This is a genomic window from Streptomyces sp. CB02056 (genome assembly GCF_001905545.1).
In the GTDB taxonomy this organism is placed as follows: domain Bacteria; phylum Actinomycetota; class Actinomycetes; order Streptomycetales; family Streptomycetaceae; genus Kitasatospora.
Window position 1 is genome coordinate 203635 of sequence record NZ_LIPD01000006.1, and the last position, 25411, is coordinate 229045.

General features: G+C 75.2%; 13 protein-coding genes. 5 read left to right on the forward strand and 8 right to left on the reverse strand.

The window, feature by feature from the left end:
• Nucleotides 1-100 precede the first annotated feature (100 nt).
• The 8 genes from AMK13_RS18110 to AMK13_RS18145 all read right to left on the reverse strand — a co-directional run bounded on the left by AMK13_RS18110 (nt 101) and on the right by AMK13_RS18145 (nt 7884).
• Entirely contained in the window at nt 101-1681 is a 1581-nt protein-coding gene (locus tag AMK13_RS18110; protein WP_079272255.1) for a long-chain-fatty-acid--CoA ligase, read from the reverse strand.
• A 23-nt stretch (nt 1682-1704) separates the two neighbouring features.
• Nucleotides 1705-2646 (reverse strand): alpha/beta hydrolase family protein, encoded by a 942-nt coding sequence (locus AMK13_RS18115; RefSeq protein ID WP_074003121.1) that lies wholly within the window; start codon nt 2644-2646, stop codon nt 1705-1707.
• Nucleotides 2643-3602: a 3-oxoacyl-ACP synthase III family protein gene (locus AMK13_RS18120; RefSeq protein ID WP_074003122.1), complete on the reverse strand. Its 960-nt coding sequence runs from the start codon at nt 3600-3602 to the stop codon at nt 2643-2645. The genes AMK13_RS18115 and AMK13_RS18120 overlap by 4 nt, the downstream gene beginning before the upstream one ends.
• Nucleotides 3599-4411: an enoyl-ACP reductase FabI gene (gene fabI, locus AMK13_RS18125; RefSeq protein ID WP_198959380.1), complete on the reverse strand. Its 813-nt coding sequence runs from the start codon at nt 4409-4411 to the stop codon at nt 3599-3601. Before fabI ends, AMK13_RS18120 begins: the two co-directional genes overlap by 4 nt.
• On the reverse strand, nt 4411-5661 hold the full coding sequence (locus tag AMK13_RS18130) for a beta-ketoacyl-[acyl-carrier-protein] synthase family protein (protein WP_074003124.1): 1251 nt from the start codon (nt 5659-5661) through the stop codon (nt 4411-4413). The genes fabI and AMK13_RS18130 overlap by 1 nt, the downstream gene beginning before the upstream one ends.
• Nucleotides 5658-5912, reverse strand: coding sequence for an acyl carrier protein (locus AMK13_RS18135; protein ID WP_049652425.1), 255 nt, complete (start codon nt 5910-5912; stop codon nt 5658-5660). The genes AMK13_RS18130 and AMK13_RS18135 overlap by 4 nt, the downstream gene beginning before the upstream one ends.
• Before the next feature lie 85 nt (nt 5913-5997).
• Nucleotides 5998-7116, reverse strand: a complete 1119-nt coding sequence (locus AMK13_RS18140; RefSeq protein ID WP_074003125.1) for a radical SAM protein — start codon at nt 7114-7116, stop codon at nt 5998-6000.
• Nucleotides 7117-7164: 48 nt separating this feature from the next.
• Complete coding sequence (locus AMK13_RS18145; protein ID WP_198959381.1) at nt 7165-7884, reverse strand: Phenylacetic acid catabolic protein; 720 nt, start codon at nt 7882-7884, stop codon at nt 7165-7167.
• A 398-nt stretch (nt 7885-8282) separates the two neighbouring features.
• On the opposite strand from AMK13_RS18145, the gene AMK13_RS18150 reads away from it, so the two are divergent.
• The 5 genes from AMK13_RS18150 to AMK13_RS18165 all read left to right on the forward strand — a co-directional run bounded on the left by AMK13_RS18150 (nt 8283) and on the right by AMK13_RS18165 (nt 25400).
• Nucleotides 8283-8741, forward strand: a complete 459-nt coding sequence (locus tag AMK13_RS18150) for a PaaI family thioesterase (RefSeq protein ID WP_074003126.1) — start codon at nt 8283-8285, stop codon at nt 8739-8741.
• A 149-nt stretch (nt 8742-8890) separates the two neighbouring features.
• Entirely contained in the window at nt 8891-9058 is a 168-nt protein-coding gene (locus AMK13_RS44105) for a hypothetical protein (protein ID WP_181970379.1), read from the forward strand.
• A 209-nt stretch (nt 9059-9267) separates the two neighbouring features.
• Nucleotides 9268-10533, forward strand: a complete 1266-nt coding sequence (locus AMK13_RS18155) for an MFS transporter (protein ID WP_074003127.1) — start codon at nt 9268-9270, stop codon at nt 10531-10533.
• A 192-nt stretch (nt 10534-10725) separates the two neighbouring features.
• Entirely contained in the window at nt 10726-23910 is a 13185-nt protein-coding gene (locus AMK13_RS18160) for a hybrid non-ribosomal peptide synthetase/type I polyketide synthase (RefSeq protein WP_074003128.1), read from the forward strand.
• Entirely contained in the window at nt 23907-25400 is a 1494-nt protein-coding gene (locus AMK13_RS18165; protein ID WP_143204566.1) for a condensation domain-containing protein, read from the forward strand. Before AMK13_RS18160 ends, AMK13_RS18165 begins: the two co-directional genes overlap by 4 nt.
• The last annotated feature ends 11 nt before the right edge of the window (nt 25401-25411 follow it).

Below are 25411 nucleotides of genomic sequence, written 5' to 3' on the forward strand. Positions count from 1 at the left end.
CCGGTGGGCGGCCCCGACCGGGCCGCCCACCCCGCCGGGGCCGCTCGGTCCGGCGGGACCGACCAGCCAAGGCGGGACCGGTCAGCCGAGCCGGGCCCGCTCAGCTCCCGGGCCGGCCCGGCTCGGCAGCGGGCACCACGACCTCGCGCTTGAGGATCTTCCCGGTCGGCCCCTTGGGCAGCGCGTCGACCGTCCACACCAGCCGCGGGTACTTGTACGGGGCCACCCGCTCCCGGACGAAGCCGCGGATCTCCTCCGGGGTCGCCGCGGCGCCCTCGCGCAGCACCACGGCGGCGGCCACCTCCTGGCCGTGGGTGGGGTGGGGGACGCCGATCACCGTGGCCTCGGCCACCGCCGGGTGCTCGTACAGCACGTCCTCCACCTCCCTCGGGTAGACGTTGAAGCCGCCGCGGATGATGACGTCCTTGCGGCGGTCGACGATCCGGAAGTCGCCCCGCTCGTCGCGGGTGCCGAGGTCCCCGGTGTGCAGCCAGCCGTCCCGGACGGTCCGCGCGGTGGTGTCCGGGCGGCCCCAGTAGCCCTTCATCACGTTGTGGCCCCGGATCACCACCTCGCCGACCGTGCCGTCCGGCACCTCCCGGCCGGACTCGTCGACGATCCGCATCCGCACCCCCTCGACCGGGATGCCGATGGTGCCCGCGATCCGCTCCCGGTCGCTGCGGTTGGCGCAGGCCAGCGGCGAGGACTCGGACAGCCCGTAGCCCTCCAGCACCACGCAGTCGAAGTCGGTCTCGAAGCCGCGCAGCACCTCCGGCGGCATCGGCGCGCCGCCGCCCAGGCACACCCGCAGCGAGGAGACGTCGTGCCCGGCGCGTCGCGGGTGGGTCAGCATCAGGGTGTACATGGTCGGCACGCCGAGGAAGACGCTCACCCGGTCGCGCTGGATCACCGCGAGGGCGGCCAGCGGGTCGAAGCGCCGCACCAGGGTCAGGCAGGCCCCGACGGCCACCGCGCAGTTGAGCCCGATCACCTGGCCGAAGGAGTGGAACAGCGGCAGCCCGCCGAAGATCACGTCCCGCTCGACCAGGCCCAGCACCTGGATACCGGCCCGCACGTTGCACACGATGTTGCGGTGGGTCAGCTCGGCGCCCTTGGGCGCCCCGGTGGTGCCGGAGGTGTAGAGGATGACCGCGGTGTCCTCTCCCCCGCGGCCCCCGGCGGCGGTCGGCGGGTCGGCCGGCTGCTCCGCGAGCGCCGCCGCGAGGGCGGCCGGCTCGACGGCGACCAGCCGGGTGCCGGTGCGCCGCGCGCCCTCGGCCGCCTCCTCGTCGCCCGTGTGCCAGGCGAGCAGCACGGCGGGCCGGGCGTCGCCGAGGCAGTGCTCGATCTCCCGGGCCTTCAGCAGCGGGTTCATCGGGACGACCACCGCCCCGGCGCGCAGGATGCCGTAGTACAGCACCGCGAACTCCGGCACGTTGGGCAGCAGGACGGCCACCCGGTCGCCGGGCGCGACGCCGAGCGCGGCCAGCCAGTGCGCGGCCCGGGCGCTGCGCGCCTCCAGGTCGGCGAAGCTCAGCACCTCCTCGTCGAGCCGCAGGACGGGGTGGGCCGGGCAGCGCGCGGCGGTCGCGGTGAGCAGCTCGGGGATGCCGTGCGGAAGGCCGGGGGCGCCGGGCGGCAGGTCGGCGCTGCGGTCGGACGGGGCGGGGACGACGGACATGCGGGCACTCCTCGGTCTGGTCCCTATACGGTCGGGCGGACGCCGCCGTGCGGAGCCGTGTCCGCCCCGGCTTCGGCGGGCGCGGCACCGCCCGCGGCCTCGGCGGCGGCGAGCATCCACGGGGCGATCCGCTCCACCAGGCCGCGGTTGTGCCGGATCCAGCGGAAGTGGTCCAGCGCCCGGCCGTCCGCCTGCTCGGCGGTGTAGCTCCAGCGCTCCACCCGGGCCGAGGGCAGCTTGGCGCACAGGTGGTCGACGGCCCGCGGCGGGGCGAGCTCGTCGCCCTGCACGTCCACCGCCAGCACCGGCAGGTCGACCCGGGCCAGCGCCCGTTCGTAGTCGGTGACCGCGCCGCGCACCCGGTAGCGGCCGGTGCGCATCTGCCGCGCCCAGTCCCGCATCAGCCGGGGCGACTCCCGGCCGCCGAAGCCGAAGCGCTCGCCCGGCCAGTGGCCGACCACGGCCGAGGCGACGATCGAGAACTGGCTCAGCGCCAGCCGCCGCAGGCCCGCCCGTACGCCGAAGGTCCGGTACCAGGCCGATCCGCTGGCCACCAGCACCGCGCCGGCCAGCCGGGGCCGGAACACCCCGCAGTGCACCAGGCCCAGCTGCCCGCCCAGGCTGTGCCCGAGCAGCAGGCGCGGCGCGCCCGGGAAGGCCCCGGCCACCGCGTCGAGCACCGCCCCGAAGTCCTGTTCCACCAGCTCGCGGAAGCCGAAGGCGACCCCGTGCCGGGGCACCGGCCGGCTCTCGCCGTGGCCGCGCAGGTCGCAGGTGGCCACGCTGAGGCCGGCCGCGTGCAGGGCGCGGACCAGCGGGGTGTAGTGCCGGGCGGCCGTCCCCATCGCCGGCAGGACGACCACCACCGGGGCGGCCGGCTCCGGCCGGGCCAGCGCCCGGACGGTGATCCGGGCCCCGTCCGGCGCGGCGATCTCGGCGATCACGGGGAACCGGGGGGTCTTCACTCCGCCGCCTCCCCGCCGGCGCCGGGCCGCCAGCCGATCACCCCGGCGCCCCAGGTGATGCCCGCGCCGAACGCGGCCAGGCCGAGCAGCTTCGGGCCGTCGAGCAGGCCCTCCTCGCGGGCGTGGGTCAGGCCCAGCGGGATCGAGGCCGCCGAGGTGTTGGCGACCCGGTGGACGTTCAGGTAGAGCCGCTCCGGGGGCAGTCCGACCTCCTTGCCGACCGCGCGCACGATCCGGGCGTTGGCCTGGTGGGCGACGAACAGGTCGAGGTCCTCGCAGGTCAGGCCGCGCCGGGTGAGCACCTCCCGGGTGGCCTCCGACATCTTCTCGACCGCGTGGTCGAACACCTCCCGGCCGTCCATCCGCAGCTTGCGGTCGTCCCGGTCGGCGTAGAGCAGCGGGATCTGCTCGCCGTCGCTGCCGAGCGAGAAGCACGGCTCGGGGGCGCCGGGCACGTCGGCGACCACGGCGGCGCCGGCGCCGTCGGCGAGCAGCACCGCGGTGCCGCGGTCCTCGTGGTCGGTGATCCGGGTCAGCGCGTCGGCGCCGCAGACCAGCACCGCCCCGGCCCGGCCGGTCTCGATCAGCGCGGCGGCGTGGTCCAGGCCGTAGACGAACCCGGCGCAGGCCGCGTGCAGGTCGAAGGCGGTGGCCTGCGGCATGCCGAGCCGGGCGGCGACCTCCACCGACACCCCGGGGGTGACCCGGTCGGGGGTGATGGTGGCGACCACGACGTGCCGGATGCTCGCCGCGGTGCGCCCGGAGCTGCGCAGCGCCTGTTCGGCGGCGGCCACCACGAGGTCGGCGAGCCGGCCGTCCGGCGGGAGGAAGCGGCGCTCCTCGATGCCGGTCCGTTTGACGATCCACTCCGGGGAGGCGCCGATCCGCTCGAAGTAGGCGTTGGGGACGACGCGTTCGGGCAGGGCGGCGCCCACCCCGACGATGGCGGGCGTCATGCCGCGCCTCCTTCCGCGAAGGCCGGTCCGGTGCCCATCCGGACGGCGTGCATCCCGCCGTCGGCGTGCAGGATCTCCCCGCTGACGGTGGCGGCGAGGTCGGAGAGCAGGAACAGCACCGGTCCGACCACCACGGCGGGGTCGGTGCGGTCCCAGCCGAGCGGGGCCTCGGCCTGCCAGCGGTCGGCGATCCGGTCGAAGGTGCTGATCGCCTGCCCGGCGACGGTCTCCACCGGGCCGGCCGCCACCAGGTTGACCCGGATGCCGGACGGACCGAGGTACATCGCCAGGTACCGGCAGACCGCGCCGAGCGCCGCCTTGCTGACGCCCATCCAGTCGTAGCCGGCCCAGGCGCCGCTGGCGTCGAAGTCCAGTCCGACGACGCTGCCGCGCCGCCCGTCCGCGCTGAGCAGCGGGGCGAGCGCGGTGGCCAGCGAGTGCAGGGAGACGGCCGCGGTGCGCAGCGCGAGGCCGGCGGCCTCCGGCGGGGTGGTGAGGAAGTTGCCGCTCAGCGCCGTCTGCTGGGCGGCGGCGACGGCGTGCAGCACGCCGTCGACCCCGCCCCAGCGCTGCTCCAGCTCCTTGGCCAGCCGGGCGAAGTCCTCGGGCCGGGTGACGTCCAGTTCCAGCACCTCGACGGGGCGGGGCAGGACGTCCGCGGCCAGTTCGGTGATCCGCCGGGCCCGGCCGAAGCCGGTGAGCAGGACCTCGGCGCCCGCTTCCTGGAGCGCCCTGGCGGTGTGCCAGGCGATGGAGTCCTCGTTGAGCACCCCGGTGATCAGATAGCGGCGTCCGTGGAAGCCGAGCATCACTCCTGGCCTTTCGTCGTACCGGTGGTACCGGGTGCGTCGGCCGCCGCCAGCACCAGGGCCGCGTTGTGTCCGCCGAACCCGAAGGAGGTGGAGAGCCCGGCCCGCCGGCCGCCGGGCAGGGCGGGGGCGGCGAGCGGGGTGGCGTGGCGGATCAGGTTCAGCGGGCCGAGCTTCTCGTCGGGCTCGCGCAGCCCGACGGTGGGCGGGGCGGTGGCGTGGCGCAGCGCCTGCAGGGTGGCGATGGCCTCCACGGCGCCGGCCGCGCCGAAGAGGTGGCCGGTGCAGGACTTGGTGGAGGAGAGCGGGACGGCGTCCAGGGCCGGTCCGAGCGCCAGGCGCAGCGCCTCGCACTCGGAGCTGTCGTTGAGGACGGTCCCGGTGCCGTGGGCGTTGAGGTAGCCGAGCTGCCCGGGGCTGACGCCGGCCGCGTCGAGCGCCAGGGTGACGGCGCGGGCCGCGGTCTCGCCGGTCGGGTCCGGGGCGGTGAGGTGGTGGGCGTCGCAGGTGGAGCCGTAGCCGAGCACCTCGCCGAGCACGGTGGCGCCGCGGGCGGCGGCGCCGGCCTCGGTCTCCAGGACCAGGATTCCGGCGCCCTCCCCGATCAGCAGGCCGTCCCGGTCGCGGTCGAAGGGCACCGAGCGGCCGCTCTCGGAGAGCGCCCCGGCGGTGCGGAAGGCGGCCCGCACCAGTTCGGAGGTGGAGGCCTCGGCGCCGCCGACCACCACGGCGTCGGCGGCTCCGGCGGCGAGCAGCAGCAGGGCGGTGCCGATCGCCTGGGTGGCGCTGCTGCACGCCGAGGCCAGGCAGAGCGCCTCGCCCCGCAGGCCGTGGCGCTGGGCGATCTGCGAGGCCGCGGCGTTGGCCATCATGGCGGGCACCATGAGCGGGGAGACGAACTCCCCGCCCTGCTGCCGGAGCACCTCGGCCTGGGTCTCGAAGCTCGCCGTCCCGCCGAGCGCGCAGCCCACCACGCAGGCGACCCGCTCGGCGGGGTAGGGCGGCGGGCCGTCCGTCCATCCCGCCTGGGCCAGGGCCTCGGCGGCGGCCACGAGCGCGAGCTGGGTGAAGCGGTCGGTGCGGCGGATCTGCTGGCGCGACAGGTGGTCGGCGGGCCGGAAGTCCCGGCACAGTCCGAGCCCGTCGGCGAGCCCGCTCTCGCCGGCCACCGCCCGCCGGTGCAGCTCGTCGGCGCCCACGCCCAGCGGGGTCACCGCGCCCAGGCCCGTGACGACGGCCCGGGGCCTCACTCCAGCCCGGCCTTCCGGCGGCACAGGTCGAGCACCTCGCCGACGGTGTACAGCTGGTCGAAGTCCTTGGGCTTCACCGGGATGCCCAGCTGCTTGCGGATGGACTGGCTGAGCTCGACCATGTCGAGCGAGTCGATCTCCAGCTCGTCCAGGGCGGCGTCGTCGACGATGCCCTCGCGTTCGACGCCGAGGTCGACGAGGGCGTCGACGACGAAGTTCTCGATGGCGGTGCGGTCCAGTGTGTCGGGCATGGCTCTCCTCGTCCGCGCGGGGCGGCGGTGGCGGTGCGGGGGACGTACGGGCGGTGCCGTACGGGCGGCGGGCAGGGGGGCGGGCTCAGAGCGCCGGGCCGGCCTTGCTGGCGTGGTACGGCGCCCAGTGCCACTGCTGCCAGTAGCTCTCGGCGATGTCCAGCCACTGCTCCAGCCGGGCGGCGTCGTCCAGGAAGCGGTTGGCGCTGACCACCAGCCAGCTGTAGACGGCCTGGCTGTCCCGGCAGCCGCCGCAGTCGCCGGAGGTGCAGCAGAACTGGAGCGACTCGTAGTCGGCGCCCCAGACGTTGAAGCCGGGGATGACCGGGTTGCCGTTGGCGACGCGGTCCTCGTGCTCGGGGGCGTCGACGCTGAGGCTCGGGCAGACGTCGTAGCCGAACCGGCCGCCCCAGTGCGTCCGGCCGGTGACCAGGGTCCGGATGAAGTACGGGTGGCTCACCACCGCCTGCGGGTACAGGTCCTTGACCCGCTGCGCCTCGTCCAGCACCCGCTGCTCGTTGGCGATCTTCAGCGGGGTCTCGGTGCCGTGCTCGCTGTAGAAGTTGAAGGTGACGATGTTGCCGTTCTCGGCGATCTTCCGCACGGTGGGCTCGATGTGCTCGACCCCGGCCTCGGAGAGCGCGTAGATGAACAGCACCCGCTGGTCCTCGCGGTAGTGCTTGAGCGCGGTGTCGAACAGGCCGGTGAACTTGGAGCCGTTGACCCGGATCGCGCGCAGGTCGTCGTCGAGCGGGCCGCCGCCGAAGATGCTGACCGCGATGGCGATCTTCTCGAAGCCCTGCTTGGGCATCGGGCGCAGGCCGTTGGTGGAGATGGTGATGTACGGCAGCTGTTCGACGAAGGCCTCGACCCGGCGCGGGACGAGGGTGGGCTCGCCGCCGATCAGGGTGGCCTGGTTGACGCCGTCGTCCGCCAGCTTGCGGGCGAAGGCCCGGATGCGGTCCAGGTCGGACAGCTCCTTGACGGCCGTGTCGAAGCCGCCCTCGAAGTACCAGCAGCCCTTGCAGCGGATGTTGCAGGTGTTGGTGAGGTGGACCTCGCAGGAGCGGACCTCGCGCCCCAGCCGGCGCAGCCGGTGCAGGCGTTCGGCCAGGTCGGGCCGGTCCGCGATGAGTTCGGCGGTGCGCGCCTTGGCCTCGCGTCGGCTCAGCGGGCGTTGTTCGATGGTGACGGGTGTTGCCATGGCGATGGGCTCCTCGGGAGTGGCGGGATCGGCGTGCTGCTGTTCCCGCTACTCCGGGAGGCGCAGACCCAGGTTCTTGATGCGCGGGGTGACCTTCTCCCGCCACAGGTCGCAGGCCTCGCCGTTGGTGGTCTGCCGCAGGCCGAAGCGGACGGCCAGCTTGGCGCGCTCGGAGCGCGGGCTGCCGAAGATCCGGATGAAGGTCGGCCACAGCCGGTCCAGGGCCTGCTGGAGCTGCTCGCGGCCGTCGTCGGTGGCGGCGAGGTTGCGGCACACCCGGGCGCCGTGGGCGATGTGCACCTTCTCGTCGAGGATGATCGTGCGCACCGCGTCGGCCCAGGGCCGGTAGCTGCTCTGCGCGAACTCGGAGATCATCACCATCGCGGTCTCCTCGCCGATGTAGGAGAAGATCCCGCGCTCGGCCCAGGTGGTGCAGGTGTGGAACTCCTGGGCGCGGAACAGGTTCCGATCGGCCAGGGTCTGCTTCTCCATGTAGGTGGTGTCCACGCCGACCTCCGCGAGGACTCGCTTGCCGATCTTGTAGTGGTCGTACTCCTCGGCGGCGCGCTCGGCGCAGACCTGCCGCTCCTCCGCGTCCGGGGCCAGCGGCAGGAAGACCTGCACGTAGTCGTCGCCGCCGGAGAGCTCCCCCTCGGTGTTGACCACCATGCCGCGGATGGCGATCTCCCGGTACTCCTCCGGCATCGCCAGGAACTCGTCGGGAGTACGGACCACCACCGCCTCGTCGTCCAGAATGGAAATACCCATGGCGCAACACCCCGTCTCTGAAGCAGGACTCTGAAGCAGGACATGGTCGGGCATGAACGGGTGGGGGCCCGTTTTCCACCGAGGCCCCTGACGACCACAAGGAAAATGACGCCGCCCCCCAGCGGCCGGCGGAGTTCCGCATCGGCTCCGCTGAACTTCCTCGGAGAGTAGGTGCTGCATTTTGGGCCGAACAAGGTCCCTTACGAATCGTGCCGAGCGGATTCGGCCACCGGGCGGCACCGGAGCGGCCGGTTCCGGCCGCCACGACACCGCCAGGACATGCGCAATTATCATGGCCGCAACGGATCTTGGCGGTTGACCACGGCAAACGAAGCTGGCCGGAAGCGGGCCTGGACCGCCCCGGGCGCACCACCGGGCAGACGGTTACGCTGAGCCCCATGACCACCGACTCGAACACGGCGGTCGCCACCGTCGACGTCCTCCTGGGCCCCGATCAGCTCAATGACCTGATCACCGACCAGTTCCCCGACTACGCCGCCTGCCGGGTGACCGGGGTGGACGGCCGGACCCTCACCATGGCCGTGGACGGCGACCGGCTGCGCACCCGCCCGGGCGGCACCGTCTCGGGCCCGGAGCAGGCCGGCCTGTGCGACCTGGCCGCGTTCCTCCTGATCAACGCCCGGCTCGGGCCCACCCTGATGGCGCTGACCAGTTCGCTGCAGATCAGCTTCCTCAACCGGCCGCGGCCCGGAGCGCTGCGCGTGCACGCCAGGACGGCCAAGTTCGGGCGCCGGCTGTGCGTGGTGCTGGCCGAACTGCTGGACGCCGACGACGTCCTGGTGGCCAGCGCCACGCTGACCTACGCGATCCCGCCGGCCCGCCCCGAGACCCCCTGACGGCCCCCTCCCCTCCGCTCTCCGCGCCACGGCTTCGCCCCGCCGCCGCTCCGACCCCGGCGGCCGGACGAATCCGACATCACGAATACGGGGTGGGGTATATTGGCGGCATGGCTCCGCCCCTGGGAGCCCGGAGAACGGAGCACGACATGTGCCGACGAGTCGCCTGCCGCACCTGCGGGAAGCCGGGCTTCGCCGGGTGCGGAATGCACGTGGAGCAGGTCCTGGCCGGGGTGCCGAAGTCCGCCCGGTGCGACTGCGCCGAGCAGGGCCGCAAGGGCAAGGGCTGGCTCGGCAGGCTGTTCGGCCGCAGCTGATCCCACCCCGCGCCCGCCCCCACCCGGAGCGCACTCCCGTCCGTACGCCAACAACTGGCCAGCGTGGCGTAAAAGGTGACAGTAAGTCGGCCGAGTTCACGATCTTTCGGACAGGAGACGATCTCGGTATTGATCTACGGACCGGTCACCTCTAGGTTGCGGTGCAATGTCACACTGAGCCGCCCTACGGCGTCCCCGGGGGGAATACCGTGCCGGACACCGCACTGGATGCACCGCAACTCGCCACGACCAAGCTGCCCCGGCCCTTCTACCGGCTGGCCGCGGGCGATGCCCTGAACACCTACGGCAGCCAGCTCGACCTCGTCGCGCTGAGTCTGTTCGCCTACGAGGCCTCCGGGAACGCGCTCGGCACGGCCGGGTACCTCGTCCTGCGACTGTCCGGCGGCCTCGCCGGCGGGCTGGTCGCCGGACGGCTGGTGGCCCGGCTGGACCGCCGGCGGCTGATGACGGGCTGCGCCCTGGCCCAGGCGCTGGCGCTGGTCGTCGTCGCCCTCGTCCCGGCCTCGCTGCGCATCCCCGTCCTCTACCCGCTCGCCGTGGTCCTCGGCGGCGCCGCCGCCGTGGCCGCCGTCGCCCTGCGGACCAGCATCCCCGAGATGGTCGGCGCCGAGCGCCGCGCCCGCGCCAACAGCCTGATGGCGAGCTGCCGTTCCACCGCGATGGTGCTCGGCTTCGCCTCCGCGGGCGTGGTGGTGGCCTGGGCCGGATTCCGGGCCGCGCTGCTCATCGACGCGACCAGCTTCGTCCTGTTCGGGGCGCTGGTGGTCCGGCTGCCGCTGCCCACCCGGGCCGCGAAGGCGGAGGAGCCCGCGACCCCGCCGGAGGACCCCGCCCCGACGACCGGCAAGCGCCGCCCCCGGTGGCAGGCCCTGGTCGTCCTGCGGGCCGCCCCCGTGGTGGGCGCCATGGCGGGGATCCGGCTGCTGGACGCCTTCGGCTCCTCCGCCCACAACATCAGCCTGCCGGTCTTCGCCAACCAGTCGTCGCCCGACAACCCGGCCGCCCTGCTCGGCACCTTCTGGGCCACCTGGGCGATCGGCAACCTCGGCGCCCAGCAGCTGGTCTCCCGGTTCATGCTGCGCCGGGGCATCGAGCCCGGCGAGCGCGGCTTCGCGCTGGGCACCTGTCTGATGTCCGCCTGCTTCATCCTGGTCTTCACCGACCTGCCGACCCCGCTCTTCCTGCTGGTCGCGATCGGCGCCGGCCTCGGCGACGGCTTCACCGAGATCTCCTACACCACCCGGATCCAGGCCCTCGCCGACGAGCGGCGCGGCGAGGCCTTCGGCATCCTCACCTCCGCCGAGAACGTCGGCATGGGCACCGGGATGCTGCTGAGCGGCTCGCTGCTCGCGGTGCTCAGCCCGCTCACCGTGGTCGGCGTCTCACACGCCGTCCCGATCGTGCTGGCGCTCGCCTTCCTGGTGATGGTCGCCCGCGCCCGCCGCCGCCGCTGAGCAGACGGCACACCTCCACCCACCACCGCACACCACCGCACGTCCGCGGACACCTCCGCGCACCCGCGTACCCGCACACCTCCGCACACCCGGCGCCCCCGCGCCGTACGCGCCACTCACCTCCGCTCCCCCTCCCTGACCCGGGGCGGCCCACACCCGCGCCCCGGCACCGATCCGAAAGGTGCCGAAATCATGAGTCCCACCGGTCCCGACCACGGCCGGCTGCGCACCCTGGAAGCCCGGCTGCTGCTACGCCCCGAGATCGCCGACTGCGCGCTGCTGCCCGTCGAGCACGAGAACGGCCGCCCCGGCCTGCTGGCCTACCTGGTCCCCGCCGTCGACGGCGATCCCGAGGCCCTGCGCCGCCGGGCCGCCGCGGCGCTGCTGGACGCCGACCCGAGCGCCGAAGTACACCTCCTGGACGGCATCGTCCGCACCCCCGAGGGCGAACCGGACGCCGCCGCGCTGGCCGCGGCGCTCACCCGGCCGCCCACCGAACCCGGCCCCGCCCTGCGCCACCTGCGCGAACTCACCGACCGCTGGCGGCCGTTCGGGGAGGGCCCGGCGACGGCCGGCGCCGCCCCGGCGCAGCCCACGGCCGCCCCCGGGGAGGCCGACTCCGAGCACCCCGACGCCGAGGACCCCGGGACGGAGGCCGTCGGCGCCCCGCTGCCCGCCCCCGGGCCGGACGCGCCCCGGACACTGCCCGAGGCGCTGCTGCGCGCCGCCGAACTGCACCCCGACCGCGGACTGCACCTGATCCGGGCGGGCGGCGAGGCCACCAGGATCACGTACCGTCAACTCCTCGGCCGCTCCCGCGAGATCCTCGCCGTGCTGGCCGCCGCCGGGCTGCGGGCCGGGGACCGGGTGATCCTCCAGGTCCCGGAGCCCGAGTACTACTTCCCCACCCTGTGGGCCTGCTTCCTGGGCGGGATGCAGCCGGTGACGGTCGCCCGCCCGCCGGACTACCACGAGCGCAACCCCGTGCTGGAGAAGCTCTGGCACGCCTGGCAGACCCTGGAGGAGCCGCCGGTGCTCGTCTGCGGGCCCGCGGTGGCGGGCCTGGAGCGGCTCGGGGAGCTGTACCCGGCGCCGGGCCTGCGGGTGATCGCGGTCGACCGGCCCGCCGAGGGCGGGCTGCCGGACGGCCCCGCCCCCGAGCACGCCCCCGTCCCCGCCGACGTCGCGATGCTCCAGCTCTCCTCCGGCAGCACCGGACGCTCCAAGGCGGTGCAGATCACCCACCGCGGCATCCTGGAGTACGTGGCGGGGGCCGTCGCCCAGGGCACCGAGCCGGGCGACGGCACGGTCAACTGGCTGCCCCTGGACCACGTCGCCGGACTGCTGATGTTCCACCTGCGCGACGTGGTACTGGCCGCCGACCAGGTGCAGATCCCCACCGAACTCGTGCTCGCCGACCCACTGGTCTGGCTGGACGCGCTGGAGCGCCACCGGGCGGCGCACTCCTGGTCGCCCAACTTCGGCTTCCGGCTGGTCGCCGAGGCCGTCCGGGCCGCCGGGCCGGACCGCCGCTGGGACCTGTCCTCGGTCAAGTCGCTGATCAACGCCGGGGAGCAGTGCACCGAGGCGGTGATCGACGAGTTCCTGGCCGCCACCGCCCCGTTCGGCGTCCGCCCCGGCCACGTGCTGCTGGCCTGGGGCATGGCCGAGACCTGCACGGCGATCACCTACAAGCGCTACGACGAGGACGGCGCCCGCCGCCTGGTGCGCACCGACTCGCTGACCGGCCGGCTGGAGCCCGCGGACCCGGCCTCCGCGGAGCGCGGCACCGCCTTCCTCAGCATGGGCCGGCCCGCGCCCGGCACCCGGATGCGGGTGGCCGACGACGCCGGACGGGCGCTGCCCGAGCTCCGCGTCGGCCGGCTCCAGGTCCACTCCGGCCGGGTGACGCCGGGGTACCTGAACAACCCGCCGGCCAACCAGGAGGCCTTCGTCGGCGACGACTGGTTCGACACCGGGGACCTGGCCTTCCTGGTCGACGGCGAGGTGGTGCTCACCGGCCGTCGCAAGGAGATCATCATCGTCAACGGCGTGCACTACTTCTGCCACGAGCTGGAGGACGTGGTGGCCTCCGTGGCGGGGGTGCGCTCCGGGCACGTCGCGGCCTTCGGGGTGCCGGACGAACGCACCGGCACCGAGCAGCTGGTGATCGCCTACGTCCAGAGCGCCCCGGACGCGCCCTCGGCGCCGGTCGCCGCCGAGGTGCGGCAGCTGCTGGCGGCCCGCCGGCAGCCGGCCCCCGCCCTGGTGCTGCCCGTCCCGGCGGCCGACTTCCCGCGCACCACCAGCGGCAAGATCCAGCGCACCGCGCTGCGCGGGAGGCTGCTGGACGGCGAACTCGACGACCACATCGTCGCGCTGGACCTGGCGGAGGCCAACTCCCGGACGCTGCCGGACTGCGTGCGGCAGCTCGGCTGGGAGGCCCGCCCGGTGGCGGCGGACCAGGCCTCTTCGGCGGCCTCGTTGGCCGAGGAAACGATCCTGCTGCTCGGCCCGTCCGGCCCCGGCACCCTCACCGAGGCCCTGGCCGCCGCCCTGCCGAACGCCCTGGTGGTGGACCGCCCGCCGACCGCCGACCCCGAGGACTGGCTGCGGGCCCTCGGCGACCGGACCGCCGACCGGCTGGTCTACCTGTGGAGCGCGACGGCCGACGCCCCGGACCAGGCGCCGGACGAGGCGCTGCTCGCCCTGCTACGGGCGCTGCCGACGCGGGCCCCGGTCCGCGAGCTGGTCTCCGTCAGCGCCGGGCTGCACGCCGTTCTCCCCGGTGAACTCCCCAGCCCCCGGGCGGCGTTGACCGCCGCACTGACCGCCGGGGCACGGGCCGAGCAGCTGGTGCCCGGCGCGCGGCACCTCGACCTGCCGAATGACGCGCCGGTCGCGGAGCAGGCTGCCGCGCTGCTCGCCCTGCTCGCCGACCCCCGCCCCGAGCCCGAGTCCGCCTGGCGCGCCGGCCGCCCCTGGGCCCCCCGACTGGCACCGGCCGAGGCCGCCCCCGAACCGGCCGGGGACGGCTGCTCACTGCTCACCCCCGGCGCCCGCTACCTCGTCACCGGCGGCCTCGGCGGGATCGCCGCCGAGCTGCTGCCCGGACTGCTGCGCGAGTACGGCTCCCGGCTGCTGATCGTCGGCCGCAGCGACCTGGACGCCCCGACCGCCGAGGCGGCCGAACGCCGGGCCGCGCTGCGCCGACTGGCCGCACAGGGTGGTCAGGTCACCTACCGCCAGGCCGATGTGACGAACCATCAGCAGCTGGCGGAGGTGCTCGCCGAGGCCGAGCGGGAGTGGCAGGCACCGCTGGACGGCGTGCTCCACCTGGCCGGCGGCTACCGGCTCACGCTCCTCGCCGACACCGGTACCGAGGACTGGCGCGAGGCCGTCCGGACCAAGGCCGAGGGCACCGACCACCTCATCGAGCTGGTCCGGCAGCGCCCCGGCGCCCAGTTCGTCGCCTTCTCCTCGATGATCGGCCTCCAGGAGGCGGTCGGCTCCACCGGGTACGCCGCCGCCAACCGCTACCTGGAGAGCACCGTCGAGCGGCTGCGCCGGGAGACCGGCACCCCGGCCTGGACGATCTCCTGGGGCCTGTGGAGCGGGGTCGGCATGAACCGCGACACCGAGAACGAGCAGGCCGCCGCCGGCCGGGGCATCGCCGTGCTGAGCGCCGCGCACGGCCGCCGGCTGGCCGCCCTGCTGCTGGCGGGCGCCCCCGGCCACCGGTACGCCGGTCCGGACCCGAGCTCCCCCGCCGCCCGGCGCCGCCTGCTCGCCACCGCGCCCCGCCCGGTGGCCGCCGCCGCGCCGACGCCGGCCACCGCCGAGCCGGCCGCCCGGCCCGCCGCGGCGCCCGGCCCCGGGCACACCGCCCCGTCCGGGCTGCGCCGACTGGTCCTGGACGCCTTCGAGTCCGTCCTCGACACCCCGCTGGACCCGGGCCGCCCGCTCGCCGAACTCGGCATCGGATCCCTCCAGTTGATGCGGGTGCACGGCGCGCTCAGCGCCGCGCTGCCCACGCCCCCCGCGCCCACCGAGCTGTTCCGCCACCCCACCGTGGACGCCCTGATCGCCCACCTGGCCGCCGAACCGGCCACGCCCACCGCCGCGGCCGCCGCCCCCGTCGCCGGGCCGGGCGACGACCGCCGGGTGGCGATCGTCGGCCTGGCGATGCGCCTGCCGGGCGCCGACACCCCCGAGCAGTACTGGCGGAACATCGTCGAGGGCGTCCGGAGCACCACCCGGTTCACCGAGGAGGAGCTGGCGGCGGCCGGACTGCGCCCGGAGGAGTACCGCCACCCCGACTTCGTCCCGGTCACCGGCGCGCTCACCGGCACCGACGAGTTCGACGCCGAGGCCTTCGGCATCAGCGGCACCGAGGCGGCCCTGATGGACCCGCAGCAGCGCCTGCTGCTGGAGATCTGCCGCCAGGCCCTGGAGGACGGCGGCTACGACGCGCCGGACCCGGAGCGCCGGGTCGGGGTCTTCGCCGGCACCGGGATGACCCTCTACGCGCTGCGCACCTACTACCAGCACACCCTGGCCACCACCGCCGACCCGTCCGAGCCGGTCGCCGCCCTGCAGACCGCGATCGGCAACCAGGCCGACTTCGCCGCCACCCGGGTCGCCTACCGGCTGGGCCTCACCGGCCCGGCGATCGGCGTGCAGACGGCCTGCTCCACCTCGCTGGTCGCGGTGCACCTGGCCGTCCAGTCGCTGCTCTCCGGTGACTGCGAACTGGCCCTGGCCGGGGCCGCCGCCCTGCACATCCCGCAGGCCGCCGGCTACCGCTACGAGGAGGGGTCGATCCTCTCCCCCGACGGTGCCTGCCGGGCCTTCGACGCCGACGCGGGCGGCACCGTCGGCGGCAACGGCGTCGCCGCCGTGCTGCTCAAGCGCCTCGACCGGGCGCTGGCCGACGGCGACACCGTGCACGGGGTGATCCTCGGCTCGGCCGTCAACAACGACGGCGGCCGGAAGGTCGGCTACACCGCGCCCAGCGTCGACGGGCAGGCGGCCGTGGTCGGCCGGGCCCTGGACCTGGCGGGCGTGCCGGCCGACAGCATCGGCTACATCGAGGCCCACGGCACCGGCACCCCGCTCGGCGACCCGATCGAGTTCCGGGCACTGGCCCAGGCCTTCCGCGCCCGGACCGAAGCCGCCGGGTTCTGCTCGCTCGGCTCGGTCAAACCCAACATCGGCCACCTGGACACCTGCGCCGGGATGGCGGGCCTGATCAAGGCGCTGCTGGTGCTGCGGCACGGCACCATCCCCCCGCTGGTGAACTTCACCAGCCCCAACCCCGCGCTGGAACTGGCCGACAGCCCGTTCCGGCTCGCCGCCGAGCGCCGGGACTGGCCGGACGGCCCCACCCCGCGCCGGGCCGGGGTCAGCGCGCTGGGCGTCGGCGGCACCAACGCCCACCTGGTGCTGGAGCAGGCGCCCGCGGCCCCGGCCGTCGAACCGCGACCGGCGCCGACCGTGCTGCCGCTGTCCGCCCGCACCGCCCAGGGGCTGACCGAACTGGCCGGCCTGCTCCGCGACCGGCTGGACGCCGAACCCGCCCTCGCGCCCGGCGACCTGCCGCTCACCCTCGGCGCCGGCCGGCGCGCGCTGCGCCACCGGCTGGCCGTCACCGGCCCCGACCCGGCCACCCTGCGCAAGGGCCTGGACGCCTTCCTGGCGGGCCGGACCACCGCCGGCGCGGCCCACCGCGAGGTGGGGCGCGGCGAGGTCCTGCCGGTGCTGCTCTTCACCGGCCAGGGCGCCCAGTACCGGGGCATGGCCGCCGAGCTGTACCGGGCCTTCCCTGCCTTCCGCGCCGTCCTGGACGAGTGCGACCGGCTGCACCGCGAGAACTGGGGCGAGCCGCTGCTGCCGCTGCTGCTCGACCCCGCACCACAGGGCACCGAGGACGGCTGGACCACCGAGGCGGCGCAGCCCGCGCTGTTCGCCCTCCAGGCGGCCTACCTGCGGCTCTGGCAGGAGCTCGGGCTCCGTCCCGCCGCCGTCGCCGGACACAGCGCCGGGGAGTACGCGGCCTTCCACGCGGCCGGCGCGCTCGACCTGGCCGACGGGATGTTCCTGACCGCGCTGCGCGGCCGGCTGATGCACCGGCTGACCGAACCGGGCGCCATGACGGTGGTCTCGGCCGGCCTGGACCGGCTGGCCGGGCTCGGCGACTGGCTGCCCGGCGTGGACCTGGCCGTGGTCAACGGCCGGGGCCAGTGCGTGCTGGCCGGCCCGCCCCGCGAGATCGCCGCCGCCGAGGCCGTGCTGGCCGCCGACGGGGTGACCACCGAACGGCTGGCCAGCGACCGGGCGTTCCACTCCCGCCTGCTCGACCCGATGCTCGACCCCTTCCGCGACCAGCTGGCCCGGCTGCGCCTGCGGCCGCTGGCCGTCCCACTGGTCAGCAACCTCGGCGGCGAGGTGCTGGCCCCCGGGACCGTCCCGACGCCCGAGTACTTCCTCCGGCAGACCCGGGAGACCGCCCGGTTCGACCAGGTCCTCGCCGCGCTGGACGGGCAGGGCCACGAGCTCTTCCTGGAGATCGGCCCGCACCCGACGCTGACCGGCATGGGCCGCCGGGAGCTGCCGGAGCGCCACTTCGTCGCCGGCGGCCGGCGCGGCGCCTCCCCGGAGCAGCAGTTCGACGCCGCCGCGGCCGCGCTCTGGTCGTACGGCGTCCCGCTCGACTGGGCCGGCTTCGCCGCCGCCCGGGACTGGCCGGACGGACCGGCCCGCCGCGTCCCGCTGCCGACCACCGTCTTCCAACGCCGCCGCCACTGGTTCACCGCCCCCGACCGGCCGACCACCGAGGACCCCGCCATGCGCCAGGACCCACCCCAGCAGACCGCTCCGGCCGCTGAACCGGCCGCCGCACTTGCCGCCTCACCTGCTGCTACACCCGCTGCTTCACCGACGCCGAGCCCCGAGGAGCTGGCCGGGCAGGCCGTGCTGCGGGAGGTCGTCGAGCAGACGGCCCGCCAGCTCGGCTACGACGAGGAATCGGTCGGCACGGACGAGCCCTTCTTCGACCTGGGCGCCGACTCGCTGTCGATGATCAACATGATCCGGGACCTGGAGCGCGCGTTCCGGGTCCGGGTGTCGATGCGCGAGCTGTTCGAGGACGCCGACACCCCGGCCCGGCTGGCCGGGCTGATCGCCTCCCGGCTGGAGCCGGCCGTGCTGGCCACGCTGCTGCCGGCCGCCGAGCCGGAGCCCGTGGCGGTGCCCGAGCCGGTGGCAGCGCCGGTGGCGGCTCCCGCCCCGACCGCCCCGGTCGTCCAGGCTGCTCAGGCCCCGGCTGCTCAAGCACCGGTTGTACAAGCACCGGAGCCGCTCGTCCAGGCCCCGGCTCCGCAGCCCGTACCCGCCGCACCCGTACCCGCCGCCCCGGCGGCCCCCGCCGCACTGCCCCCGGTCACCGACGGCACCGGCCTGATCGAGCGCCAGCTCGCGCTGCTCGGCCAGTTCTCCGACCTGATGCGCGACCAGCTCGGCCTGCTGGCCGGCGGCGCACCCGCGCTCCCCCCGGCGCCCGTGCCCGCGGCCCTGCCCCCGGCCGCCGTACCGGCCGCCGCGCAGGTCCCGACGCCCGCCGCCGCACCCACTGCCGTCGCTCCCGCCGCCGAGGCACCCGCCACCGAGAGCCCGGCCCCGGCCGCCCCGCAGGTGCACGGCCCCCGGGTGACGGTCTCCCGCGAGTCCGGCATGGCCGCCGGCGGCCTGACCGACCAGCAGCGCGCCCACGTGGACGAGCTGGTCGCCCGCTTCACCGCCCGCACCACCGCCTCCAAGGCGATCACCCGCCGCCACCGCCGCACCCTGGCGGACAGCCGCGCCGTGGTCGGCTTCCGCTCCGGCACCAAGGAGATGCTCTACCCGCTGGCCGCCCGCCGGGCCCGGGGCTCCCGGCTGGAGGACGTCGACGGCAACCCGTACGTCGACATCACCATGGGCTTCGGCGTCCTGCTCTTCGGCCACGACCCGGAGTTCGTCTCCGAGGCCGTCCGCGAGCACCTGTCCTCGGGCCTGCGGCTGGGCCCGCGCGGCCCGGAGACCGGCGAGGCCGCCGAGCTGCTGGCCGAGCTGACGGGCACCGAGCGGGTCGCCTTCGCCAACTCCGGCACCGAGGCGAACGCCGGGGCGATCCGGCTGGCCCGCGCGCACACCGGCCGGGACAAGATCGTCATGTTCGAGGGCTCCTACCACGGCCACTCCGACCAGACCCTGGGCCGGACGCTGGGCCGCGGCGCCGACCGGGAGACCGTCCCGGTGTCCATCGGCATCCCGGGCAGCGCGGTCGCCGACCTGCTGGTGCTGCGGTACGGCGACCCGGAGAGCCTCAAGGTCATCGAGGAGCACGGCGACCGGATCGCCGCCGTCCTGGTCGAGCCGGTGCAGAGCCGCCACCCCGGCCGCCAGCCCGTCGACTTCGTCCGCTCGCTGCGCGAACTGACCACCCGGCTCGGCATCGTGCTGGTCTTCGACCAGATGCTCACCGGCTTCCGCCCCCACCTGCGCGGCGCCGAGGGCTTCTGGGGCGTCACCCCGGACATGTCCACCTACGGCAAGGTGCTGGGCGGCGGCTACCCGATCGGCGCGATCGCCGGACGGGCCGACATCATGGACGGGATCGACGGCGGCCACTGGGACTACGGGGACGACAGCTACCCGCCCAAGGACACCACCTTCTTCGGCGGCACCTACATCCAGCACCCGCTGGCGATGACCGCCGCGGGCGCGGTGCTGCGCCACCTCAAGGCGGCCGGCCCCGGCCTCCAGGAGCGGCTGAACGCCCGCACCGACGAGCTGGCGACCACCCTGAACACCTTCTTCGAGGAGGAGGAGTTCCCGCTGCGGCTGGCCCACTTCGGCTCGCTCTTCCGGTTCGAGCCCCGGGCCGACATGGAGCTGCTCTTCCCGCACCTGCTGACCCGCGGGGTCTACGTGTGGGAGTGGCGCAACTTCTTCCTCTCCACCGCCCACACCGACGGCGACCTGGAGTTCGTGGCCGACGCGGTCCGCGAGTCGCTGCGCGACCTGCGGCGCGGGGGCTTCTTCCCGGGCTCGCCCGGCGTCCGCCTGCCGGCCCCGCGGCCCGCCGCCGAACTCCCGGCGCCCGCCGCGACCGTGCCCGCCGAGACGGTGGGCGGCGCCCCCGCCCAGGCCCTCCCGTACGAGCCGGTCAGCGACCCGCAGCGGCCGGTGGACTTCAGCCTCTACTTCTTCGGCGACTACCCGCTGGACTCCCCGGACGACGAGAAGTACCGCATCGTCCTGGAGAGCGCCCGCTTCGCCGACCGGCACGACTTCCACTCCGTCTGGCTGCCGGAGCGCCACTTCCACTCCTTCGGCGGCATCTTCCCCAACCCCTCGGTGCTGGCCGCCGCGCTGGCCCGGGAGACCAGCCGGATCCGGCTGAACGCGGGCTGCGCCGTGCTGCCGCTGCACCACCCGGTGCGGGTGGCCGAGGAGTGGTCGGTGGTCGACAACCTGTCCGGCGGCCGGGTCGGCCTGGGGTGCGCGAGCGGCTGGCACCCCAACGACTTCCTGTTCTTCCCCGAGCGCTACGGCAGCCACAAGGAGCTGATGCACCGGCAGATCGACACCGTCCGGTCGCTGTGGCGCGGCGAGCCGTACCAGGGCCGCAACGGCAACGGTGAGCCGATCGAGGTGACCCTCCACCCGCGCCCGCTGCAGGACCTGCCGCCGATGTTCACCGCGATCGTCGGCAACCCGGACAGCTTCCGCGAGGCGGCCCGGCACGACCTCGGCGTCATCACCAACCTGATGACCCAGGACGTCGCCCAGCTGGCCGAGAACATCGCGGTCTACCGGCGCACCCGCGCCGAGCACGGCCTCGACCCCGAGGCCGGCCGGGTGGTCGTGCTGGTGCACACCTACCTGGGCACCGACCTGGCCACCGCCCGCGAGCAGGCCTACCGGCCGTTCTGCCACTACCTGCGCTCCTCGCTCTCGCTGTTCGGGCAGATGGCCAACAGCCTGGGCCTGACCCTGGACTTCGCGAACGCCCGCGAGGAGGACCTGGAGTACGTGCTGGAGCGCGCGTACGAGCGGTACTGCGCCTCCCGCGCGCTGATCGGCACGCCGGAGAGCGTCCAGGGGGTGCTGTCCGAGCTGCGGGCGGCCGGCGCCGACGAGATCGCCGCCTTCGTGGACTTCGGCCTCTCCCCCGAACTGGTGGCGACCGGGCTGCCGCAGCTCGACGTCCTGCGCCGGGACACCCTGCGCGGCGCCCAACTGTCGTACGCCCAGCAGCGGATGTGGTTCCTGCACCGGATGCTGCCCGACGGCGGCCAGTACAACGAGGTCAAGGCGATCGCCCTGGACGGCCCGCTCGACCCCCAGGCGCTGGACACCGCGCTGCGCCGGCTGGTCGAACGCCACGTGGCGCTGCGCACCGTCTTCCGGGAGCAGGACGGCGAACCGTTCCAGCAGGTGCTGGCGCCGCCCGCGGGCCCGGTCCTTCAGCGGATCACGGCCGACCCGGCCGCCGAGGACGCCGTCGCCGACCTGGTCGCCGCCGAGGGCGCGCACCGCTTCGACCTGGCCGAGGGCCCGCTGTTCCGGGCCCTGCTGCTGGAGCAGGCGGCCGAGCGGCACGTCCTGGTCCTGTCGATGCACCACATCGTGATCGACACCCTGTCCACCGTGGTGATCACCCGCGAGCTGGGCGAGCTGTACCTGGCCGCCCAGGAGGGCCGGGCCGCCCACCTGCCGGTACTGACCACCGGTCCGGCCGCCGAGGCCGCCCGGGAGCGGGCCCGGGTCGCCGAGGGCGAGTACGACGAGAGCCTGGCCCACTGGCGCAAGGTGTTCGGCGGCGGCGACCTGCCGGTGCTGGCCCTGCCCACCGACCGGCCGCGCCCCGCGGTGCCGGACGGTCGCGGCCGCTCCTTCGTCCACCACCTGCCCGCCGAACTCTCCGACGGCCTGCGGGAGTTGGCCCGGTCCAAGCGCTCGACCCTGTTCATGGTGCTGCTGACCGGCTTCGCCGGCGTCCTGCAGCGCTACGCCGGCCAGGACGAGATCGTGCTGGGCACCCCGGTGGCCAACCGGGCCGAGGGCACCGAGGACCTGGTCGGGTTCTTCGTCAACACGCTGGCGCTGCGCCTGGACCTGTCCGGCGAACCGGCCTTCGCCGAGGCGCTGGGCCGGGTCCGCTCCACCGCGCTGGACGCCTACGAGCACCAGCAGCTGCCCTTCGAGGTGCTGGTGCAGGAGCTGAACCCGCAGCGCGACACCAGCCGCAACCCGCTGTTCCAGGTCATGGTCGAGTTCGAGAACCACATGGTCTTCGAGCTGGACCTGCCCGGGGTGACGGCCCGTCCGCTGGACCACGTCGCCGACCGCGCCGCCTTCGACCTGACGCTCTTCCTGACCAGCCTGCCCGACGGCATCCGCTGCCACGTGGAGTACGCCGACACCCTGTTCGACCGGGCCACCGTCGACCGACTGCTCGGCGCCTTCGAGCGGCTGCTCACGGCCGCGGTCGCCGACCCGGAGCGCCCGCTCGCCGAACTGGCGGTGGCGCCCGCCGACACCGCCCTGGAGTGCGGGCCGGCCGCCGCCCAGGACCCCGAGCACCCGCTGGCCACCATCGCCGCGACCGCGGCCGAGCGGCCCGAACAGACCGCGGTGGTCGCCGCCGACGGCAGCGAGACGGACTACCGGACGCTGCTGGCCCGCTCCGAGGACCTGGCCGGCCGGCTGCTCGCGGCCGGCGTCCGCGAGGGCAGCCGGGTGGGCGTGCTGCTCCCCCGCTCGCTGGACCTGGTGGCCGGGCTGCTCGCCATCCTGCGCCTCGGCGCCGTCCACGTCCCGGTCGACGTCCTGCAGGGCCCCGAGCGCTGCCGGCTGATCGTCCAGGACAGCGCTCCGGTCGTGCTGCTCACCACCACGGACGACGCCCCGAAGGAGCTCGGCCTGACCGTGCCGACGGTGCTCACCGGCACCGCCCCGGCCGACGCCGACCCCGCCGCGCTGCCCCCGCTGCCCGCCCCCTCGGCGCAGGCGCCCGCGTACCTGCTGTACACCTCCGGGTCCACCGGCCGCCCCAAGGGCGTGCTGATGCACGCGCTGGCCCTGGCCCACTTCGTGGCCTGGAACGTCGCCGACCACCCCGCGGCCCGCACCCTCCAGTACGCCTCCTGCGGGTTCGACGTCAGCGTCCAGGAGATCCTCACCACGCTGGCCGGCGGCGGCACCCTGCTGCTGATCGAGGAGGAGACCCGCTACGACGTGACGGCGCTGGCCGCCGTCGTCCGGGCCACCCGGGCCGAACGGGTCCACCTGCCGTACACCCCGCTGGCCGCACTGGCCGACGCGCTCGGCGAGGAGCCGGTGCCGCACCTGCGGGAGCTGATCTCGGGCGGCGAGCAGGTGCTGCTCACCCCCGGGCTGCGGGCCTTCCTGAGCCGCAACCCCGGCTGCCGGCTGGTCAACCACTACGGCCCGACCGAGACCCACGCGCTGACGGCCGGTGAGATCGAACCGGACGGCCCGGAGTACGCGTCGATCGGCCGCCCGACCCCGGGCAGCCGGATCGTGCTGCTCGACGCCTCCGGACGCCGGGTGCCGCCCGGCGCGGTCGGCGAGATCCACGCCCTCGGCGTCCAGGTCGGCATCGGCTACATCGGCCGCGACGAGGAGAGCGCCGCCGTCTTCACCGACACCCCCGACGGCCGAAGCTACCGCACCGGCGACCTCGGCCGCTGGCGCCCGGACGGCCGGCTGGAGTACCTCGGCCGGGCCGACCGCCAGGTCAAGGTGCGCGGCTACCGGGTCGAGCCGGGCGAGATCGAGACCGTGCTGCTGGGCCTGCCCGGCGTGCACGCCGCCGCCGTGACGGCGCGCCGCACCCCGGCGGGCACCGTTCTCGCCGGGTACGTCGGATGCGCGGCCGCCGACCTGCCCGGGATCGCCGACCGCCTGGCCGACCTGCTGCCCGACTACATGGTCCCGAGCCTCTGGGCCACCGTCGACACCCTGCCGTTCACCCCGCACGGCAAGCTGGACACCGCCGCCCTGCCCGAGCCGCGCCCGCTCGGCGCGGACGAGCCGCAGGCCGCCCCGGCCACCGGGCTGGAGCGCACCCTGCAACAGCTCTGGGAGGAGGAGCTCGGCCGCCCCGCCGGGGTGGAGACCTCCTTCTTCGACCTCGGCGGGCACTCCCTGGCCGCCACCCGGCTGCTGAACCGGGTCCGCGAGGAGACCGGCGTGCGGATCGGCGTGCTGGACTTCTTCCGCCGCCCGACCATCCGCGCGATGGCCGCCCACCAGCCGGCCGCCGAGCAGGCCCCGGCCCCGGCCTTCGAGGAGGGCACCCTGTGAGCACAACGGATGTGAGCACGGCGGAGGAGACGGACGAAGGGTGGGCGCGGCTGCTCAAGCTGCTCGACGAGCGCGAGATCGTGCTGCGCACCACCGGTGAGAAGCTCGGCTACCTGGCCCCCGCGGGAGCGATGGACGAGGAGGTCACCGGCCTCGTCCGGGCCCACCGCGACCGGCTGCTGACCATCCTGACCGGCGACGGGGCGGCGCTGTTCGCCGCCCCCGCCGGGGTGACCCAGTGGCGGCTGCGCAAGGCCCACCGCGCGGCGGCCGATCCGGCGGTGTGGAACATCACCCACCGGATCACCCTGCGCGGGCCGCTGGAGCCCGAGCGGCTGGCCGCCGCGCTGACGGCGGTGACCGAGCGGCACGAGAGCCTGCGGACCCGGTTCCTGGAGACCGAGCTCGGGGGGCTCCAGCAGGTGCTGCCGAACACCCCGCTGGACGTCCCGGTCGACGACCTGCGCGGGCTCGCGCCCGCCGAACGGGACGCGGCCCTCGCCGCGGCCCTGGAGGCCGAGGTCGCCCGCCCGTTCGACCTGACCGCGCCCCCGCTGCTGCGCGCCCGGCTGCTGCGCCCGGCGGCGGAGGAGTGGGTGCTGCTGCTGACCATCCACCACATCGCGGTGGACGGCTGGTCGCTGGCCACCGTGCTGGCCGACCTGAGCGCGCTCTACCGTACGGGCGGGCCGCTGCCCGGGGAGGCCGGCCGGATGACCGACCACGCCTGCTGGGAACGGACGGTGGTCAACCGGGCCTCCATGGCGGCGGCCGCCGACCACTGGGCCGAGGTCCTCGGCGGCGCCTCGCTCGCGGCGGACCTGCCCACCGACCGGCCGCGTCCCGAGCAGCGCTCCGGACTCGGCGAGACGGCCGAGTTCCGGGTCCCGGCGGCGGTGGCCGAGGCGGTCGGGCGCTACGCCGCCGCCCGTTCCACCACCGCCTCGGCCGTCGTCGTGGCCGCGTTCGCCCGGCTGCTCGGCTCGCTCAGCGGCGCGTCGGAGACACTGATCCTGCTCTCCAACGCCAACCGCAGGCGGCCGGCCGACGAACGGGTGGTCGGCCTGCTCACCAGCAGCATGCCGATCCTGGTGCCCACCCGGAGCGAGAGCGGGTTCGGGGCCCTGGTGGACCACGCCGCCGAGGCGATCGCCTCCGCCCTCGACCACTCCCTGATGCCGTTCGGCCTGCTGGTCGAACCGCTGCGGGAGCGCGGCGTCCCCATGCCCGTCGGCTACCCGCAGGTCGTGCTCGCCGTCCAGAGCACCCCGCCGATCGGCCTCGACCTCCCCGGCCTGACCGCCGAGATCGAGGACATCCCCGGCCACTCCGCCCGCGCCGACTGCGCGTTCTCGCTCACCCCGGACGCCGACGGCTACCTCGGGCAGGTCGAGTACGACGCCGACCTGTTCGACCCGGGCACCGTCCGGGGCTGGCTGGACGCCCTGGTCGCGGACCTGGCCCGGCAGTTGGAGGTCCCGCTCGGGTGACCCGACGGACC

Coding starts and splice junctions, on each gene's coding strand:
- AMK13_RS18110 (WP_079272255.1), bottom strand. CDS start 1,681: ATGTCCGTCGTCCCCGCCCCGTCCGACCGCAGCGCCGACCTGCCGCCC.
- AMK13_RS18120 (WP_074003122.1), bottom strand. CDS start 3,602: ATGACGCCCGCCATCGTCGGGGTGGGCGCCGCCCTGCCCGAACGCGTC.
- fabI (WP_198959380.1), bottom strand. CDS start 4,411: ATGCTCGGCTTCCACGGACGCCGCTATCTGATCACCGGGGTGCTCAAC.
- AMK13_RS18135 (WP_049652425.1), bottom strand. CDS start 5,912: ATGCCCGACACACTGGACCGCACCGCCATCGAGAACTTCGTCGTCGAC.
- AMK13_RS18140 (WP_074003125.1), bottom strand. CDS start 7,116: ATGGCAACACCCGTCACCATCGAACAACGCCCGCTGAGCCGACGCGAG.
- AMK13_RS18145 (WP_198959381.1), bottom strand. CDS start 7,884: ATGGGTATTTCCATTCTGGACGACGAGGCGGTGGTGGTCCGTACTCCC.
- AMK13_RS18150 (WP_074003126.1), top strand. CDS start 8,283: ATGACCACCGACTCGAACACGGCGGTCGCCACCGTCGACGTCCTCCTG.
- AMK13_RS44105 (WP_181970379.1), top strand. CDS start 8,891: ATGTGCCGACGAGTCGCCTGCCGCACCTGCGGGAAGCCGGGCTTCGCC.
- AMK13_RS18160 (WP_074003128.1), top strand. CDS start 10,726: ATGAGTCCCACCGGTCCCGACCACGGCCGGCTGCGCACCCTGGAAGCC.